The sequence below is a fragment of the Microbacterium sp. AK009 genome (assembly GCF_013410955.1).
Taxonomy (GTDB): Bacteria; Actinomycetota; Actinomycetes; order Actinomycetales; family Microbacteriaceae; genus Microbacterium.
This window is the reverse complement of the sequence record NZ_JACCCG010000004.1, coordinates 132,887-152,172: the sequence shown is the minus strand read 5'-3', so window position 1 is coordinate 152,172 and position 19,286 is coordinate 132,887. Positions and strand designations below refer to the sequence as shown.

Annotated in this window: 12 protein-coding genes; 8 read left to right on the top strand and 4 right to left on the bottom strand. The window is 69.6% G+C overall.

Annotated elements, in window-relative coordinates; genetic code table 11:
• The first annotated feature begins 87 nt into the window (after positions 1-87).
• Both HDC37_RS09775 and HDC37_RS09770 read left to right on the top strand, forming a co-directional pair.
• Positions 88-1,968, top strand: a complete 1,881-nt coding sequence (locus HDC37_RS09775; protein WP_179560221.1) for a glycosyl transferase — start codon at positions 88-90, stop codon at positions 1,966-1,968.
• Positions 1,965-2,924, top strand: a complete 960-nt coding sequence (locus tag HDC37_RS09770; protein ID WP_179560220.1) for a tetratricopeptide repeat protein — start codon at positions 1,965-1,967, stop codon at positions 2,922-2,924. The genes HDC37_RS09775 and HDC37_RS09770 overlap by 4 nt, the downstream gene beginning before the upstream one ends.
• A gap of 59 nt (positions 2,925-2,983) precedes the next feature.
• Here the strand turns inward: HDC37_RS09770 and glgB are convergent, their stop codons facing one another.
• From glgB to glgX, 3 genes are read right to left on the bottom strand one after another with little or no spacing between them, the layout of a single operon-like run.
• Positions 2,984-5,170 (bottom strand): 1,4-alpha-glucan branching protein GlgB, encoded by a 2,187-nt coding sequence (glgB, locus tag HDC37_RS09765; RefSeq protein WP_179560219.1) that lies wholly within the window; start codon positions 5,168-5,170, stop codon positions 2,984-2,986.
• Positions 5,167-7,254 carry an alpha-1,4-glucan--maltose-1-phosphate maltosyltransferase gene (locus HDC37_RS09760; RefSeq protein ID WP_179560218.1) on the bottom strand — a complete coding sequence of 696 codons (2,088 nt, stop codon included), beginning with the start codon at positions 7,252-7,254 and terminating at the stop codon, positions 5,167-5,169. The genes glgB and HDC37_RS09760 overlap by 4 nt, the downstream gene beginning before the upstream one ends.
• Positions 7,255-7,311: 57 nt before the next feature.
• Entirely contained in the window at positions 7,312-9,399 is a 2,088-nt protein-coding gene (gene glgX / locus HDC37_RS09755; RefSeq protein ID WP_179560217.1) for a glycogen debranching protein GlgX, read from the bottom strand.
• A gap of 71 nt (positions 9,400-9,470) precedes the next feature.
• Between glgX and HDC37_RS09750 the strand changes: the two genes are divergently transcribed.
• From HDC37_RS09750 to ligA, 3 genes are all read left to right on the top strand, one after another.
• Positions 9,471-10,670: a cysteine desulfurase family protein gene (locus HDC37_RS09750; protein ID WP_179560216.1), complete on the top strand. Its 1,200-nt coding sequence runs from the start codon at positions 9,471-9,473 to the stop codon at positions 10,668-10,670.
• Between the two features lie 9 nt (positions 10,671-10,679).
• A complete protein-coding gene (mnmA, locus tag HDC37_RS09745; RefSeq protein ID WP_179560215.1) occupies positions 10,680-11,786 on the top strand; it encodes a tRNA 2-thiouridine(34) synthase MnmA in 1,107 nt (368 codons plus the stop codon).
• Between the two features lie 103 nt (positions 11,787-11,889).
• Complete coding sequence (gene ligA, locus HDC37_RS09740; protein ID WP_179560513.1) at positions 11,890-14,136, top strand: NAD-dependent DNA ligase LigA; 2,247 nt, start codon at positions 11,890-11,892, stop codon at positions 14,134-14,136.
• A gap of 15 nt (positions 14,137-14,151) precedes the next feature.
• On the opposite strand, the gene HDC37_RS09735 is transcribed toward ligA, so the two are convergent.
• Complete coding sequence (locus HDC37_RS09735) at positions 14,152-15,864, bottom strand: long-chain-fatty-acid--CoA ligase (protein WP_179560214.1); 1,713 nt, start codon at positions 15,862-15,864, stop codon at positions 14,152-14,154.
• 85 nt (positions 15,865-15,949) lie between these two features.
• Here HDC37_RS09735 and gatC point away from each other — a divergent pair, with 85 nt between their 5' ends.
• Genes gatC through gatB form a run of 3 tightly spaced genes read left to right on the top strand, consistent with a single transcriptional unit; the run spans position 15,950 to position 19,283 of the window.
• Positions 15,950-16,249 (top strand): Asp-tRNA(Asn)/Glu-tRNA(Gln) amidotransferase subunit GatC, encoded by a 300-nt coding sequence (gatC, locus tag HDC37_RS09730; RefSeq protein ID WP_179560213.1) that lies wholly within the window; start codon positions 15,950-15,952, stop codon positions 16,247-16,249.
• Positions 16,246-17,769 carry an Asp-tRNA(Asn)/Glu-tRNA(Gln) amidotransferase subunit GatA gene (gene gatA, locus HDC37_RS09725; protein WP_179560212.1) on the top strand — a complete coding sequence of 508 codons (1,524 nt, stop codon included), beginning with the start codon at positions 16,246-16,248 and terminating at the stop codon, positions 17,767-17,769. The genes gatC and gatA overlap by 4 nt, the downstream gene beginning before the upstream one ends.
• Entirely contained in the window at positions 17,769-19,283 is a 1,515-nt protein-coding gene (gatB, locus tag HDC37_RS09720; RefSeq protein WP_179560211.1) for an Asp-tRNA(Asn)/Glu-tRNA(Gln) amidotransferase subunit GatB, read from the top strand. Before gatA ends, gatB begins: the two co-directional genes overlap by 1 nt.
• Positions 19,284-19,286: the final 3 nt, after the last annotated feature.

The following is a 19,286-nucleotide window of genomic DNA, read 5'->3' as shown; positions in this document are numbered from 1 at the left end:
CAGGCGCCCTTCGGTAGTCTGGAACGTCGAGTTTTGCGCTCCACCGCGTCCTGGAGCGGTTCCGGAGCGAGGAGAGGTGAGGCATTCGTGCGTTTCGTGTGGGCTGTCGCGGCCTTCGTCCTGGCCGCTCTGATGATCGGCGCGGGCATCGCCCAGCGCACGGTCTTCCAGGGGCCGGACACCGAGACCGCCGCCGTCTCCCTCGAGGAGGACGCACCGTACATCCTCGTCGAGGGCGAGGTGCTCAACAGCCGCCCGGGCGCGCAGACCCTTCGCGCGCAGGGTGAGGGAACCATCTTCGCGGCATACGGTCGGACGGCTGATCTCGAAGCCTGGCTCTCGGACACCGGCTACACCCGGGTGACCGTCGACCAGGAGGGTGCGCTCGAGGCCGAGCAGGTCACCCCGAGTCTCGCCGTCTCGGACGAGACCGGGGATGACACGGGATCGGCGCCTGCTGAGCCCGCTCCCGCGGAGGGCACGGAGGCCGAAGCGCCCGCTGAGGACGCCGCCGCCGGCGACGAGGGAACCACGGACGATGTCCGCAGTCCGGTGGGGTCGGATCTCTGGCTGGACGAGTTCCAGCAGGAGGATGTGCTGATCGCCCCGCTGCAGCTGCCCGAAGACATGAGCGTGCTGGTCGCGGCGGACGGCGTGGAGCCGGCACCGGCCGACATCAGGGTGTCGTGGCCGATCGTCAACGCCACTCCGTGGGCGGGGCCTCTCATCGTCGCCGGTGGTCTCATGATGGCCGTGGGGGTGTTCCTGTACATCCTCGCGATCCGTCATCTGCGACGCTCTCGTGGTCCTCGCCGCAAGGGTCTTCCCGTCCCTGTCACGGAACCGATCGACCTCGCCGTCGAAGGCAAGCGCAAGGGCGTGATCAGCGCCAGCGGTCGTCGCGCGCTCGCCGGTGGCCGTCGTCGCCTCGTCGTGGTCCCGGCCGTCGCGGTGTCCGCGCTGCTGTTCGCCGGGTGCTCGTCCGAGGCGTGGCCGCAGTTCGCCCCCTCACCCTCGCCCTCGCCGTCCGCGTCCGTCATCGTTCCGGAGGGTCAGCAGGCTCCGGCGGTGACCGAAGCCCAGGCGGATCGCATCTGGACGCGGGTCGCAGAGACGGTCGCCGCCGCCGACGAGGCAGCCGACGAAGCTCTGGCCGCCACACGCCTGGACGGCGCCGTGCTCGCCGCCCGTTCGACCAACTACGCGCTGCGCGGGGCGATCGGCGACTATCCCGCTCCCGCTGCACTGCCGGCCGAGCCGCTGACGCTCGTGCTGCCCCAGGCGTTCGACGAGTGGCCGCGTTCCATCGTGGGGGTCGTCGACGACACCGACTCCAACACCTCCAGCATCATGATGCTCACGCAGCAGGACCAGTGGTCACCGTACAAGTTGACGTATCTGGCGAGCCTCGAAGCGGCCACGGAGCTTCCGGTCGTCGCGCCGGCGTACATCGGTGCCATCCAGCCTGCGCCGGACTCGCCGTTCCTTCTGCTGCCTCCCGCGCAGCTCGCCGAGGCATACGCCGACATCTTGAACAACGGTGAACAGAGCCAGTACTTCGAGCTCTTCGACGTCGCCAGCGACCAGTTCCGCGTGAGTGTGGCGGGGGACCGTCAGAAGCGTCTCGACGAGTTCAATCAGACGGGCGCCTCCACGGGCGAGCTGACCTTCCAGGCCGCACCCGGCGCGTACGACCCGTTGGCTCTCGCGACGCTCGAGAGCGGCGCGATCGTCGCGGTGAACATCGACGAGATCGACACCGTCAAGCCCACCAACCCCGACGCGGTGATCAAGCTCGAGAACAACCCTACGGTCCGCACGCTCTCGGGTGCTGAACAGTCGTCGACGGGCTTCACCACGACCTACACCGATCAACTCTTCTTCTACGTGCCCGGCCAGGGATCGACGGAGAAGATCCGACTGCTCGGGTATGCATCCGACATCCTCAACGCGAAGGTGATTCCGTGACCGACGTCTCTCCCGGCGCGACCCTGCGGGGCGCCGTCGACCTCTCCTCGCTCCGAAACCGCCCCGCGACGCCCTCCGGCGGGTCCGCCGCACCGAGCGCCGACGGCACCGAGCCGACGCCGTCGGGGCGCGTCCCGTCTCTCGTCGTGGACGTCACCGACGCGTCGTTCGGTCAGGTTCTGGAGCTGTCACGCACGGTTCCCGTCGTCGTCGACCTTTGGGCCGAGTGGTGCGGACCCTGCAAGCAGCTCAGCCCGGCACTGGAGCGCGTGGTCCGTGAACTGAACGGCCGGATCGTGCTCGCCAAAGTCGACGTCGACGCCAACCCCCAGCTCGCGCAGGCGTTCCGGGCGCAGTCGATCCCGATGGTCGTGGGTGTCGTGGCCGGCCAGCCGGTGCCGTTGTTCACGGGCGCGGTGCCCGAGCAGCAGGTGCGCGAGGTCTTCGCCCAGTTCCTGCAGCTGGCGGCTCAGAACGGTGTCACCGGAACGGTGGCGGCGGACGCCGATGGCGCCGAATCCGACGGGCCGGTCGAGCCGGAGCTCCCTCCGCTCCATGCCGAAGCAGCTGCCGCGATCGAGGCAGGCGACTACGCGACGGCCGTCAGCGCGTACGAGCGTGCTCTGGCCGAGAACCCGCGCGACGCCGAGGCTCGCGCCGCACTGGGCCAAGTCCGCCTTCTCCAGCGTGTGCAGGGTCTGGACCTCGTCACCGCCCGCGACGCCGCCGCGGCAGCGCCGCGAGATCTCGACGCGCAGTTCGCCGTGGCCGACCTCGACATCGCCGGCGGCCACGTCGATGACGCCTTCGCGCGCCTGCTGGATCTGTTCGCCGTCCTGCCCGACGACGAGCGGGTACCGGTTCGCGAGCGTCTGCTCGAGCTGTTCGGGGTGATCGGCGACGCCGACCCCCGCGTCATCCGCGCGCGCGGGCGGCTCGCATCCCTCCTCTTCTGAGAGAGGGCGTATCGATCGACACCCCGAAGGGGCGGGCGTCTGCCCGCCCCTTCGGGGCGTCAGCCCCGGGTCGGGGAGGGGATGTGTGCGGGTGTGCGGTGGCGGAGCCACAGCACGCCGAGCGGGGGGAGCACCATGGTCGCGCGGCCGTTGTCGTCGGCGTGCACGATGCCCATGTTCCCGACGCCCGAACCGCCGTACTCAGCGGCGTCCGAGTTGAGGACTTCCTCCCACACCCCGGCGGCGGGCAGATCGAGGGTGAACGGCTGAACAGGCGCACCCGAGAAGTTGGCGATCACGGCGACGGTGTTGCCGTGGTGATCGCGGCGCGAGAACGCGATCACGTTGGGGTCCCACGACGGGGCGCCCAGGCGGTGGAATGCCGACCCGTCAGCATCCCGCGACCACAGTGCCGAGTGGGCACGGTACTGCCGATTCAGCTGGGCCACGAAGTCCTGCAGCTGCCGGTGCGGCGGCTGCTCGAGCAGCCACCAGTCCAAGCCACGTGACTCCGACCATTCGGAGAGCTGACCGAACTCCTGGCCCATGAACAGCAGCTGCTTGCCGGGATGGCCCCACATGTACGCGAGGTAGGCGCGCATGTTCGCCAGCTTCTGCCAGTGATCGCCCGGCATGCGCTGGAAGAGGCTCCCCTTGCCGTGGACGACCTCGTCGTGGCTGATCGGCAGGATGTAGTTCTCGCTGAACGCGTAGACGAAGGAGAACGACATCTCGCCCTCGTGGTGGCTCCGGTACATCGGGTCCCGGGCGATGTACTGCAGCGAATCGTTCATCCAGCCCATGTTCCACTTGAATCCGAACCCGAGGCCGGCATGACTGGTTGGCGCTGTCACGCCCGGGAAGCTGGTGGACTCCTCCGCGATCATCGAGATTCCGGGGTAGCGCCGGTAGGCGGTGGCGTTGACCTCCTGGAGGAACGCGATGGCATCGAGGTTCTCGCGCCCACCGTAGATGTTGGGGAGCCATTCACCCTCATTGCGCGAATAGTCGAGGTACAGCATCGAGGCGACGGCGTCGACACGGAGACCGTCGACGTGGAACTCCTGCAGCCAGTAGAGGGCGTTGGCGACGAGGAAGTTGCGCACCTCGCGTCGGCCGTAATCGAAGATGTAGGTGCCCCAGTCCTTATGCTCGCCGCGCCGGGGGTCGGCGTGCTCGTACAGGGCCTCGCCGTCGAAGCGAGCCAGAGCCCACTCGTCCTTGGGGAAGTGGCCGGGGACCCAGTCCATGATGACGCCGATGTTCGCCTGGTGCAGGCGATCGATCAGATACCGCAGATCATCCGGCGTCCCGAAGCGACCCGTGGGCGCGAAGTACCCGGTGACCTGGTATCCCCAGGATCCGCCGAAGGGATGCTCCGCGAGCGGCATGAACTCGACGTGCGTGAAGCCCTGCTCCGTCAGGTATTCGATGAGCGGATCGGCCGCGTCGCGATAGGACAGCCCGGGACGCCACGAGCCGAAGTGGAGCTCGTAGATCGACATCGCGCTGTCTGCCGGGCGCGATGCGGCACGCTCCTTCATCCACGCGCCGTCGCCCCACGAGAAGGAGGACTCCTCGATGATCGAGGCCGTACCGGGGGCGACCTCCGCGCGCCGCGCCATCGGGTCGGCCTTCATCACCCAGGCGCCGTGACGGGGGAGGATCTCGAACTTGTAGCGGACGCCGGCGCCCAGGCCCGGAACGAACAGCTCCCAGACCCCGCTGCCGCCCATCGACCGCATCGAATGGCCGGTGCCGTCCCAGCTGTTGAAGTCGCCAACCACGCGGACGGCCTGGGCGTTCGGCGCCCAGACGGCGAAAGAGGCACCGGCGACGCCCTCGTGGGTGCGTAGATGAGCGCCGAGGGCGTTCCACAGTTCTTCGTGCCGGCCTTCTCCGACGAGGTGGAGGTCGAGCTCGCCGATCGTCGGGCCGTGCCGATAGGGATCGTCGGCGGTGTACTCCGAACCGTCCGGGTAGGTCGCGGTGATCACGTACCCGCCCGGTCGCGAGGTGAGCACGCCCTCCCAGATGCCGGCATGCCGATGGGTCAGTGGCACCCGCGTGCCGTCGTCCGACACCGCGACGACGCTGTCGGCCAACGGCCGGCGGGTGCGGATCACCCATCCCCGCGCGTCGGCGCCCAGCGCGTGGATGCCGAGAACGGAATGCGGATCGTGATGCGCACCGTGGGAGACGGCGTCGAGGAGGCCGGCGTCGAGGGCAGGGGGCGTGAGGGTCATGCGCGGTCCTTTGCGATGTGGAGGATGTGCACGGGTTCGGTGAAGGCGTCCAGGCGCACGAAGTTGTGATCCGACCACGTCCAGCGCGCCCCGGTCACGAGATCCTCGACCTCGAAGGGATCGCCGGGTGCGACGCCCCACACGCGGGTGTCGAGGTGAACCATGGTCTGGCGGGCGGAGTGAGGGTCGACGTTGATCACCACGAGGATGGTGTCGGATTCACCGGTCGGCGACAGCGCCGCATCAAGATGCTTGGAATAGACCAGGATGGCGTCGTCATCGCTCCAGTGCACCTCGAGGTTGCGCAGCTGGCGGAGCGCCGGATGCGCGCGCCGGATCTCGTTCAAGCGCCGCAGCCACGGCGCGAGGGACTCGCCGCGGGCCTCGGCGCCGTCCCAGTCACGGAACTTGTACTCGTACTTCTCGTTGTCGATGTTCTCCTCCGAGCCCGGACGGGCGACGTTCTCGAACAGCTCGTACCCGGCGTAGACGCCCCAGGTCGGCGACGCCGTGGCGGCCAGGGCGGCGCGGATCCGGTATCCCGGTCGTCCGCCGTACTGCAGGTACTCCGTGAGGATGTCGTGGGTGTTGACGAAGAGGTTCGGCCGCATGAAGTCCGACGTCTCATGCGAGATCGACGTGAAGAACTCCTCGAGCTCCGCCTTGGTGTTCCGCCAGGTGAAGTACGTGTAGCTCTGCTGGAACCCCGCCATCGCCAGGCCCCGCATCATCGCCGGACGGGTGAACGCCTCGGAGAGGAAGATGACGTCCGGGTCGGCCTCATTCACCGTTCCGATCAGCCACTCCCAGAACTGCACGGGCTTGGTGTGGGGGTTGTCGACCCGGAAGATCTTCACTCCGAGCCCCACCCAGTGCTGGACGACGCGCAGGATCTCCGCGTAGATCCCCGCCGGGTCGTTGTCGAAGTTCGGTGGATAGATGTCCTGGTACTTCTTGGGGGGGTTCTCTGCGAAGGCGATCGATCCGTCGGGCAGGGTGGTGAACCACTCCGGGTGCTCGGCGACCCACGGATGGTCGGGGGAGGCGTTCAGCGCGAGGTCGAGCGCGACGTCGAGGCCGTGCCCGCGCGCCGCGTCGACGAACGCGACGAAGTCGGCCTCCGTGCCGAGGTCGGGGTGGATGGCGTCGTGGCCGCCCTCGTGCGATCCGATGGCGTACGGCGAGCCGGGGTCGCCCGGCTCGGAGGTGAGGCTGTTGTTCCTGCCTTTGCGGTTCGTGGTTCCGATCGGATGGATCGGCGGCAGGTAGATGACGTCGAACCCCATGCCGGCTACGCCCGGGAGCCGGTCGATGGCGGTTCGCAGCGTTCCACTGGTGACCGAGCCGTCGTCATTGCGCGTGGCGCCCTCGGAACGCGGGAAGAACTCGTACCAGGACCCGACGCCGGCTCGCTCGCGCTCGACGAGGAGTTCCATCTCGTCGCCGGCGCTGACGATCGCCGAGGTCGGACGGGAGGCGAACAGCGCAGCGATGCGCTCGTCGCGGACGATGTCCAGGGTCTCCGCGTCGGAGACCTCGGCATCGCGCAACCGCGCGGCGGAGGCTGCCAGCAGCTTGCGCTCGGCGGCGCTGCGGCCCTTCTCCGCGGCGGCGCTGTCGAACAGGCGCGCTCCGGATTCGCGCATCACGAAGGGGTCGAGGCCGGCGGCGAGCTTGATGTCGGCAGCGTGCTGCCAGGTGGCGAAGTCGTCGCTGAAAGCTTCGAACCGGAAGCGCCACACCCCGGTCTCGAGGGGCGCGACGGTCGTGGTCCAGCGGTCGAAGCCATCGTTCAGGGGGGTGAGCCGGTGGAGGGACTCATCCCCCGAGGGGGAGAAGAGGCGTACCTGCACGCCGATCGCGTCGTGCCCTTCGCGGAAGGCGGTCACGGTGAAGGGGACGGCGTCGCCGACGTACGCGGACGGCCGGTACCGGCCACCGGGCACGCGGGGAGAGGGGAGCGCCAGGGGGATGCGGGGCGTCACCGTGGGCGCCGGCGCGGTGGTGGGGAGGACGGCGCGCACCGGAATCGCCGATGCCGAGCGCCAGGGACGGGGGCGGGGGGAACGAGTCGTCGTGGCCACCACTCGAACCTACCGCGCACCATCGGAGGGCCACAGGGCTTGCGCTCGGGCCGCAGATCACTCCACGCGCAACAGCCGCATGCTCGTCGGGGAGATCTCCAGTTCGTCACCGGGCCGGAAGACACCCTCGTTCACGGAAGGATCCTCGTCGGCGCTCGACCAGAGCGAGACGAAGCGCTCGGCCTCCTCGAGCTCGGGAAGGGTGACCGTCGTCGGGCGCTCCACACCGTGGATGACGAGAAGCACCCGGTTGAACGGTTCGTTCTCGGGGGTCGAGGCGGCGACATACTGCAACGTCCGGTGGCCGGGGTCGGTCCACCGCTCCGGCGACATGGTCTGGCCGTTCTCGTCGTACCACTCCATCACCGAGGCCGAAGGGATGCGCTCGCCCAGCCGGGCGAACCGGATCGGACGCAGCGCCGGGTTCTCTCGACGGAGCCGCGTGAGGGTCCGCACGTGGGCGAGGAGGTCCTCCTGCCACGGGGCGTGCTCCCAGGACAGCCAGGTCAGCGGCGAATCGTGACAGTAGGCGTTGTTGTTCCCCCGCTGCGTACGGCCGAACTCATCTCCCGCCGTCAGCATCGGGATGCCCGCCGACAGCAGGAGGGTGCCCAGGAGGTTGCGCATCGCGCGACGGCGGGTGGCGAGGATCGCCTGGTCGTCGGTGCGCCCTTCCGCACCGTGGTTGAACGAGCGGTTCGTGTCGGCGCCGTCGCGGTTCTGCTCACCGTTGCCGAGATTGTGCTTGACGTCGTAGGACACCAGGTCGCGGAGGGTGAAGCCGTCGTGCGCGGTGACGAAGTTGACACTTGCGAGCGGTCCGCGCTCCTCGCTAAAGGTGTTCGACGAGCCGGCCAGTCGGGTGGCGAAACCGCCGATGCCGACCGGCGATGTCGAGGCGCGTCTGGCGTAATCGATGTCGCTCAGCCAGAAGTTGCGGACGCGGTCTCGGTAGCGGTCATTCCACTCGTGCCAGCCGGGAGCGAAGTTGCCCGTCTGCCAGCCCCCCAGACCGACGTCCCACGGTTCGACGATCTTCTTCACGTCCGCCAGCGCCGGATCGTCGAGGATGGCCTGGAGGAGCGGATGATCGGCGGCGAAGGCGTGCCCGGCATCGCGCCCCAGGGTCACCGCCAGATCGAAGCGGAACCCGTCGATCTGCACGTCGCGCGCCCAGTAGCGGAGGGAATCGAGCACCAGTCGAGCCGCGGCATCCGTCGAGGTGTTCACGCTGTTCCCGCACCCGGTGACATCGATGTACGTGCCGTCGTCCTGCTGGCGGTAGTACGACCGGTTGTCGATGCCGCGCAGACTCGAACGGGGCCCGCCGATGCCCTCCTCGGCGGTGTGGTTGTAGACGACGTCGAGCAGCACCTCGATGCCGGCCTCGTGCAGCAGGCGCACCATGCCCTTCACCTCGCGCAGCACCGCTTCGGGACCCTGGCGCTGAGCCTCGAGGGTGGCGTAGGCGGCATGCGGGCTGAAGAAGTTGACGGTGTTGTAGCCCCAGTAGTTCGACAGCCCGTGCTGCAGCAGGCGCGGCTCGGAGGCGAAGGCGTGGATGGGGAGCAGCTCGACGCTCGTCACCCCCAGGCTCAGCAGGTGCTCGATCATCGCCGGGTGGGCGAGCCCCGCATAGGTGCCGTGGAGAGCGGCGGGAATACCCGGATGACGTTTGGTCAGGCCCTTGACATGACCCTCGTAGATGACGGTGCGATCGAGAGGGATGCCCGGTTTGGGCACGCCGCCCCAGTCGAACCCGCCGTCCACGACGACGCAGCGCCAGTCCTCGAGGCCGCTCCCGATGACGCCGCGCGCGTACGGATCGGTGAGCAGGGTGGCGCTGTTGAAGACGCTGCCGGGTGCGACCGGGCCGTCCACACGAAGGGCGTACCGGGCACCGGGGTGGAGCAGCGGTGTGGTCACAGCCCAGACACCACCACCCTCGGGGACGAGTGGGGCGGTGGCGACGATCCAGTCGATGTCGTCGCGATCGAAGAGCACGAGCTCGACGGCCTCGGCGTGCGCGGACCAGATGCGGAGGGTTCCCCCGTCGGGGCCCTGTGTCACGCCCAGATCGTCCAGGTGCGGGCTCAGGAGGGAGGCGGAGGGGGAGGTGGGGGCGAGGGGGTCGATGCTGACCATGCGAACTACGATAGTGAGCGCGTGTATCCCGGAGATCACGGCTCGTCCTGACGGGAGGGAGGTGCTCTGCGGTGACGGTGTATCTCGATCACGCGGCGACGACCCCTCTGCGGCCCGAAGCGCGCGACGCGTGGCTGCGGGCGCACGAGGTCGTCGGCAATCCGTCGTCCATTCACGGCTCCGGGCAGGCCGCGCGTCGCCTCCTCGAGGATGCCAGGGAGCGCGTCGCGGATCTCCTCGATGCCGATCCGATCGAGGTCGTGTTCACGTCAGGGGGAACCGAGGCGGTGAATCTGGCTCTCAAGGGACTGTGGTGGGCCAGGTCCGCCGGCGCTGAGGCCGTCGTCCTGCCCGACGGCGAGCATCACGCGACCCTCGACGCGGTCGAATGGCTGTCGCGCTTCCAGGAAGCGCAGGTACGAGCCGTGCCGCTCGATGGGATGGGGCGCATCGATGTGAGCGAGTTCGCCGCCGCCGCCGGAGGCGCGGCTGTGGCGACGGCCCTTGCGGCCAACAACGAGGTCGGCGCGGTCAACGACGTCGCCGCCCTCGCTGCCGAGGCATCCGCGGCGGGCGTCCCGTTCCACGTGGACGCCATCGCGGCGCTGGGACGCGTGCCGGTGTCGTTCCGCTCCTGGCGCGGCGCGGCGACCGGCTCTGCGGGCCTGGTGGCCCTCAGCGTCGCCGCGCACAAGGTGGGAGGACCGGCCGGTGTGGGTGCGCTGGTCGTCTCGCGTCACGCGCGGATCGAGCCTCTCCTTCACGGCGGCGGTCAGCAGCGGGGACTCCGAGCCGGTACCCAGGACGTCGCCGGCAGTGTGGCCTTCGCCGCGGCGCTGGATGCTGCGGAGGCAGAGCGTGGGTACGAGCAGGAGCGCGTGCGGGAACTCTCGGACCGCCTGGTCCGCGGCATCCGTGCGACGGTCACCGGCGCGGAGGTCCTCGGCCCACCGGCAGACGGTTCGACCGCGCGCCTCGCGGGCAACGTCCACGTGCTCTTCCCCGGGGCGGCGGGGGAGACGCTGCTGTTCCTCCTGGACCAGGCGGGGATCGCGGTGTCGACCGGATCGGCCTGCCAGGCGGGGGTCGCCGAGCCGTCGCACGTCGTCCTGGCCCTCGGCCGGAGTGCCGACGAAGCGCGCCAGGTGCTGCGATTCTCGCTGGGGAGGACGAGCACGCCGACGGATGTCGACGCGGTGCTCCGGCACCTGCCGCAGGCGGTGGAACGCGCACGCGCGGCATCCGGAATCCGCTCAGCGAGCCCTTCGTAGACTGGACGGATGCGAGTACTGGCGGCGATGAGCGGCGGCGTGGATTCGGCCGTTGCGGCGGCCCGCATGGTCGATGCGGGCCACGACGTCGTCGGCGTGCACCTCGCGCTCTCGCGCGCGGGCGGGACCCTCCGCACCGGGAGCCGGGGCTGCTGCACCATCGAGGATGCGATGGACGCCCGCCGGGCGGCGGATCTGCTCGGGTTCCCGTTCTACGTGTGGGACTTCTCCGAGCGGTTCCGCGACGACGTGATCGAGGACTTCGTCACCGAGTACCGGGCCGGTCGTACCCCGAATCCGTGCATGCGGTGCAACGAGCGCATCAAGTTCGCCGCGCTGCTCGAGCGGGCCGTCGAGCTCGGCTTCGACGCGGTGTGCACGGGACACTACGCGCGGATCGTGGACACGCCCGCCGGGCGGGAGCTCCACCGGGCCTCGGATGCCGCCAAGGATCAGTCGTACGTGCTCGGGGTCCTCACCCCCGACCAGCTCGCCCATTCGCTCTTCCCCCTCGGGGACACTCCGTCCAAGGCCGTCGTGCGCGCCGAGGCGGAGCGCCGCGGGCTGACCGTGGCGCACAAGCCCGACAGCTACGACATCTGCTTCATCCCCGACGGCGACACGCGTGGCTGGCTCGCCGAGCGGGTTGGGGCGACCGCCGGCGACATCGTCGACCGCGCCGGCCAGGTGGTCGGCCGCCACGACGGCGCCCATGCCTACACGGTCGGGCAACGCCGGGGGTTGGCGCTGGGCGTCCCCGCCGCCGACGGCAAGCCCCGATTCGTCCTGGAAGTGCGGCCCGTCTCGAACACCGTCGTCGTGGGCCCGAAGGAGGCGCTGGCCACCGCCCGCATCGCCGGCGACCGCTTCAGCTGGACCACTGAGCCGCCGGCGGTCGGATCGTTCTCGTGCGACGTGCAGATCCGCGCGCATGCCGATCCGGTTCCCGCCCGCGGCCGGTTCGACGGCAGCGAGATCGAGATCACCCCGAACGAGCCGTTCGACGGCGTCGCCCCCGGGCAGACCGCCGTGCTCTACGAGGGCACCCGGGTCGTCGGTCAGTTGACCATCGCGCGCACGGTGTCGGCGGCCCCCGTCGAGACCGCCGTCTCCTGACCGTCGCCGCTGCGGTGTCGGAGGCACTGCCTAGACTGACGGCGTGACAGACGCGGCGAGAAGCTCGGCAGAAATCCTCCGTGTCGCCGAGGATCAGGTGTCGATGACGCCGGCGGCGGCGCGGGCACGGGCCGACGAGTTGACCGATCGGATCCTCCGGGCACGCGACGCCTATTACGGCGAAGAAGCGCAGATCGTCGACGATGCCACCTACGACGCGTGGATGCACGAGTTGGAGCAGATCGAGCGGCTCCACCCCGAGCTCCAGGGTCAGGATTCGCCCACGCAGAGCGTCGGCGCCGCGTCCGCGACGCTCTTCGCGCCCGTGACCCACGCCGAGCGCATGCTGAGCCTGGACAACGTCTTCAGCGAGGAGGAGTTCCTCGCGTGGGCGACACGGGTCGAGCGCGACGCCGGGCGCGGTGTGCGGTACCTCTGCGAACTGAAGATCGACGGTCTCGCGCTGTCGCTCCGGTACGAGCGGGGACGGCTCACCAGCGCCGCGACCCGGGGTGACGGACGTGTCGGCGAGGATGTCACCGAGAACGTGCGCCGCATCGGCACGATCCCCGCCGTGCTGTCCGGTACCGGGCACCCGGACCTGGTCGAGGTCCGCGGCGAGGTGTTCTTCACCGTCGCCGACTTCGCCGCGCTCAACGCGTTCCAGCAGGCGCAGGGCGATCGCCTGTTCGCCAATCCCCGCAATGCGGCTTCGGGATCGCTGCGGCAGAAGGCCGAGGGGAAGTCCGAGCGTCAGCTGCGCGCGATGACCGAGCGGCTGAGTCGACTGCGGATGACGGTGCACGGCGTCGGTGCCTGGGCCGACCCGCCGGTGGGGGAGCAGAGCGAGGTCTACCGACTGCTGGAGAGCTGGGGGCTGCCCGTCAGCCGCTACTTCCGCGTGGTCGACGACGCCGCGGCGGCAGCCGGCTTCATCCGGCATTACGGCGAGCACCGTCACGACGTCGAGCACGAGATCGACGGCATCGTGGTCAAGGTCGACGACCTCGCCCTCCACGACGAGCTGGGCGCCACCAGCCGCGCACCGCGCTGGGCCATCGCGTACAAGTACCCTCCCGAACAGGTCAACACCACGTTGCTCGACATCGTGGTCTCGGTCGGCCGCACCGGCCGCGCCACGCCCTTCGCCGTGATGGCGCCCGCGCAGGTCGCCGGCTCGGTCGTCCGCCAGGCGACGCTGCACAACCAGGACGTGGTGAAGGCCAAGGGCGTGCTGATCGGTGACACCGTCGTGCTCCGCAAGGCCGGAGATGTCATCCCCGAGGTGCTCGGGCCGGTGGTGGAGCTGCGCGACGGCAGCGAGCGGGAGTTCGTGATGCCGCAGCGGTGCCCTGAGTGCGGCTCGCCTCTCGCGCCCGCCAAGGAGGGCGACATCGATCTGCGCTGCCCGAACGCGCGATCCTGCCCCGCGCAGGTGAGAGGACGGGTCGAGCACATCGGGTCACGCGGGGCCCTGGACATCGAAGGACTGGGAGAGGTTTCCGCGGCAGCGCTCACCCAGCCCGTCCGCCCCGAGGTCCCGCCGCTGGTCACCGAGGCCGGTCTGTTCGAGCTCACCGCCGCCGACCTGTTCTCGATCGATGTCGTGGTGCGCGACGCCGAGACGGGGCTCCCGCGTCTCCTGGACGACGGGACGGCCGACACCCGGTCGCCGTTCCGCCGTCAGCGCAAGAAGTCCGATCCGCCCTTCGATCCCGACGGCGAGTTCGACGGAGACGCCGGGTTCATCGTCTCGCGAGCAGCCCAGGAGCTCTTGGTCAATCTCGACCGCGCCAAGACCAAGGAGCTGTGGCGCTTCCTCGTGGCGCTCAGCATCCGCCACGTCGGTCCGGTCGCGGCACGCGCCCTGGCGCAGTGGTTCGGTTCGATCCACGCCATCCGGGACGCCTCGCGCGATAACCTCGCCGCCGTCGATGGCGTCGGCGGCATCATCGCCGACGCGGTGACGGAGTGGTTCGCCGTCGACTGGCACCGCGAGATCGTCGAGCGGTGGGAGGCGGCGGGCGCGCAGCTGGCAACTCCGGGTCATCCAGGTCCGGGAGCCGCGGCCGCGGCCGGCGGCGTCCTCGAGGGTGTCACGGTCGTCGCCACCGGAAGCCTCGAGGGCTACACCCGGGAGGGCGCTCAGGAAGCGATCCTGCGCGCGGGAGGAAAGGCGGCGTCATCGGTGTCGAAGAAGACCAATTTCGTGGCAGCAGGCCCCGGTGCCGGATCGAAGTTGGCGAAGGCGGAGGAACTCGGCGTGCGGATCATCGATGCCGCGCAGTTCCACCTGCTCGTCACTGAAGGGCCCGCCGCGCTTTCGGACGCGGACGCCTCCTCGTCGTGATCGGACGGCGTCGGCTCAGCCTGCGTCCGACGTCTGGAGAAGCTGCGCCCGCACCTGGCGTCGCTGCACCTTGCCGATGAGCGATCGCGGCAGTTCGTCGACGACGATGACCCGGCGCGGCACCTTGTAGGCGGTGAGGATCCCTCTCGCGAAGTCGCGAACCTCCTCGGGGTCCAGCGGAGTGTCGCCCGACACGACCACGGCGGCGACGACATCCTCACCTGAGTGACGCGAGGGGAGACCCACCACGGCCGCGTCGCTCACCCGAGGATGCTGACGCAGGACGTTCTCGACCTCGGTGGGGGCCACATTGAAACCACCCGTGATGATGAGCTCCTTGATCCGGTCGACGATCCTCACGAATCCGTCGTCGTCGATCGTGACGATATCGCCGGTGCGGAACCAGCCGTCGACGAAGACCTGCTCGGTCTCCTCCGGCCGTCCGTGGTACCCGTCGAACACCTGAGGTCCCCGCACGACGAGCTCGCCGGGCTGGCCCTGCGCCACGTCGGTGCGAGGGTCGTCGGGGTCCACGACCCGGCACTGGGTACCCGGCAGGGGAAGACCCACCGTTCCGGGCTTCCTGTGGGTCGCGACGGGGTTGGCCATGAGGACCGGGGAGCACTCGCTGAGCCCGTAGCCTTCGACGAGGTATCCGCCGCTGGCTCGCTCGAAGGGGACGACCAGTTCGTGGGGGAGAGCCATGGCGCCTGAGATGGCGACCTGCGTCCCCTCCAGCGAGACTCCGGCCGATTCGGCCGCCGAGAGCAGTCGTTCGGCGATCGGGGGGACGAGGGGAAGGAAGGTCGCGGGACGCTTCTTCGTCACCTCCAGCACGAGCTGGGGATCGAAACGGGGGAACAGGACCAGGCGCGCGGCCATCGACATGGCGAAGGTGACGCACAGCGTCAGACCATACGCGTGGAACATCGGGAGGACGGCGTAGACGACGCATCCCTCTCCCCGGGTGATTCCCGGCACCCAGGCCCGGGCCTGTGCGGCATTGGCGAGGAGGTTGCGGTGAGTGAGTCGCACGCCCTTGGGCGAACCGGTCGTGCCGCTGGTGTACTGCAGGATCGCGAGATCGTCGGTCGCCGGACCCGCGTGGTCGGGGGCGAGCGGACCCGCGGTGATCAGGTCCTCCCACCGGTCCACCGACGCCGTCCGCCGCGGGTGACGGGAATCCAGTGCCGCCCTCGCCTCCCGCGCTCGCGCGACCGGAAGGCGCAGCGCGACCCTGGTGCGCCACGGCATGGCGCGACGGATCTCCACCGACACCAGCGTCTGGACCCCGAGATCGTCGGGGAACGCGCGGACGGTGTCGACGACCTTGCTCCACACGATCGCGTGGCGAGCGCCGTGATCCTGGAACTGGGTGCGCAACTCCCGCGCGGTGTACAGCGGGTTGTGCTCCACGACCACCGCACCGAGCCGAAGGACGGCGTAGAAGGCGATGATGTGCTGCGGGCAGTTCGGCAGCACGATCGCCACCGCATCTCCCGCCTTCACACCGCGACGACGCAATCCCTCGGCGGCGGCGTCGATCTGCGCGTGGAGCTGGCGGTAGGTCGTCTCCCGGCCGAAGAACTCCAGCGCCGGCGCATCGGGGTTCTCCCGAGCCGCGGTGTCGATGATGTCGACGAGCGACCCCGAGACATCCGGGAGATCTGCGGGAACCCCCTCGGCGTAGCTGGCGATCCACGGACGGGGCGGGTCGTACGTCGTCACGCCCGACACTCTACGGCGGTGAGAGGGCACCTTCGTCGCCCGCCGCGGGCGGGAGGCCGCAGGAGCGAGCACCTAAACTGTTCGGGTGTCTGAAATCACACCCGATCTCGTCCGCCATCTCGGCGTGCTCGCCCGCATCCAGCTGAGCGAAGGGGAGGTGGCGCGCCTCACCGGCCAGCTCGACGTGATCGTCGACAACATCGCGAAGGTTTCCGAGGTCGCGACCGCCGATGTCGTGGCCACCAGCCACCCCATTCCTCTGCAGAACGTCTTCCGTGAGGATGTCCCCGCCGATGTCCTGACCATCGAGCAGGTCCTCCAGAACGCCCCCGAGGCGGCCGACAACCGCTTCCGGGTCACCGCCATCCTGGGGGAGGAGCAGTGAGCGCCTCCGACGAGATCATCCGTCTCACCGCCGCTGATCTGGCGGCGCGGCTGAGCGGCGGCGAAATGTCCAGCGTCGAGGCGACCCGTGCGCATCTCGACCGCATCCGCGAGGTCGACGGCGACGTGCATGCCTTCCTCCACGTCAACGAGCGCGCCCTCGAGGTGGCAGCCGACATCGACCGCCGGCGAGCCGCGGGTGAGGAGCTCGGGCCGCTGGCGGGTGTGCCCCTGGCGATCAAGGACGTCCTCGTCACGACCGACATGCCCTCCACCAGCGGATCACGGATCCTCGAGGGGTACATGTCCCCCTACGACGCCACGGTGGTGGCGCGCTCGCGCGCCGCCGGCCTGGTGCCGCTCGGCAAGACCAACATGGACGAGTTCGCCATGGGCTCCTCCACGGAGCACTCCGCGTACGGACCCACCCGCAACCCCTGGGACCTCGAGCGGATTCCCGGCGGGTCCGGCGGCGGCTCGGCCGCAGCGGTGGCCGCATTCGAGGCACCCCTCGCGCTCGGATCCGACACCGGTGGCTCCATCCGCCAGCCCGCGCACGTCACGGGAACGGTGGGGATGAAGCCCACCTACGGCGGAGTGTCCCGCTACGGCGCCATCGCGCTGGCCTCGAGCCTCGACCAGGTCGGCCCCGTGACGCGGACGGTTCTGGACGCCGGCCTCCTTCACGACGTCATCGGCGGTCACGACCCGCACGATGCCACATCGCTGGAGGAGAGCTGGCCGTCCTTCGCCGCCGCGGCGCGCGACGGCGCGTCGGGGGAGGTCCTGCGTGGACTGCGTGTGGGCGTCATCTCCGAGCTGCCCGACAGCGGATTCCAGCCCGGAGTGTCCTCGCGCTTCCGCGCCGCCCTGGACGCCATGGCGGCGCAGGGTGCCGAGATCGTGGAGGTCAGCGCCCCGCACTTCGAGTACGGGGTCGCCGCCTACTACCTCATCCTCCCCGCAGAGGCATCGAGCAACCTGGCGAAGTTCGACTCGGTCCGGTTCGGTATGCGCGTGATCCCCCACGCCGGGGCGACCGTCGAAGAGGTCATGGCAGCCACGCGCGAAGCAGGGTTCGGCGAAGAGGTGAAGCGCCGCGTCATCCTCGGCACCTATGCGCTGTCCGCGGGCTACTACGACGCCTACTACGGCAGCGCCCAGAAGGTTCGCACCCTCATCCAGTCGGACTTCGACGCCGCCTTCGCTCAGGTCGACGTGCTGGCCACGCCCTCGGCCCCCACGACGGCATTCCGGCTCGGCGAGAAGCTCGACGATCCGCTCCAGATGTATCTCAACGACGTCACCACCATTCCGGCGAACCTCGCGGGCGTGCCTGGCATCTCCATCCCTGCGGGCCTCGCCCCGGAGGACGGGCTGCCGGTGGGGATCCAGTTCCTGGCCCCCGCGCGAGAGGACGCCAGGCTCTACCGGGTGGGAGCTGCGGTCGAGGCGCTGCTGGTCGACGAATGGGGCGGTCCGCTGCTGGACCGCATGCCGCTGCGGGGAGGGGTCGCCTGATGGGTCGCGACAAGCTGATGGACTTCGACGAAGCCCTCGAGCGTTTCGAGCCGGTGCTCGGATTCGAGGTACACGTCGAACTGAACACCCGCACGAAGATGTTCTCCGCGGCGCCCAACCCGGCGCACAGCGCCAACCACGACGCCGCGCCGAACACGCTGGTCGCTCCGGTCGACATGGGTCTTCCCGGCGCCCTGCCCGTCGTCAACGAAGAGGCCGTGCGCGCCTCGATCAGCCTCGGGCTCGCCCTCGGATGCGATATCGCGCCCTCGAGCCGATTCGCGCGGAAGAACTACTTCTACCCCGACCTCGGCAAGAATTACCAGATCTCCCAGTACGACGAGCCGATCGCCTTCGAGGGGTCGGTCGAGGTCGAGCTCGAGGACGGAACGGTCGTGACCGTCCCGATCGAGCGCGCCCACATGGAGGAGGACGCCGGCAAGCTCACGCACGTCGGCGGTTCGACCGGTCGCATCCAGGGCGCGGAGTATTCCCTCGTCGACTACAACCGCGCAGGCGTGCCCCTGGTGGAGATCGTCACCAAGCCGATCTTCGGAGCCGAGCACCGAGCGCCCGACATCGCCAAGGCCTACGTCCAGACGATCCGTGACATCGTGCTGGCGCTCGGCATCTCGGACGCGCGAATGGAGCGCGGAAACCTCCGCTGCGACGCCAACGTGTCGCTGCGTCCTCGTGGTCAGGACAAGCTCGGAACGCGCACCGAGACGAAGAACGTCAATTCGATGCGGTCGGTCGAACGGGCCGTCCGCTACGAGATCCAGCGTCAGGCGGCGATCCTCGCCGCAGGCGGCACCATCACGCAGGAGACCCGCCACTGGCATGAGGACACCGGTACGACCTCGCCGGGTCGACCGAAGTCCGACGCGGACGACTACCGATACTTCCCCGAACCGGATCTGCTTCCGGTCGCCCCCGCGGACTCTCTCATCGAGGAGCTGCGGGCAGCGCTTCCGGAGCAGCCTGTCGTACGCCGTCGGCGCCTGAAATCGGACTGGGGCTTCGCCGACATCGAGTTCCGGGGTGTGGTCAACGCCGGTCTCCTGGGCGAGGTCGAGGCGACGGTCGCAGCCGGCGCGACCCCAGCCGCGGCGCGGAAATGGTGGATGAGCGAGATCAGCCGCATCGCCAACGCCGACGGCCGTGAACCGGGCGAGCTCGTCACCCCCGCCCAGGTCGCCGAGCTCCAGCGGCTCGTCGATGAGGGGACGCTGACCGACAAGCTCGCGCGCCAGGTGCTCGAGGGGGTCATCGCCGGCGAAGGCGATCCCGCGCAGGTCGTGGCGTCGAGGGGACTCGCGGTCGTCTCGGACGACACGGCGCTGATCGCAGCGATCGACGAGGCGCTGGCTGCGCAGCCGGACGTGCTCGACAAGATCCGCGACGGCAAGGTCCAGGCCGCGGGCGCGGTGATCGGTGCGGTGATGAAGGCGATGCGCGGACAGGCGGATGCGGCGCGCGTGCGCGAGCTGATCCTCGAGCGCGCGTCCCAGTGACCG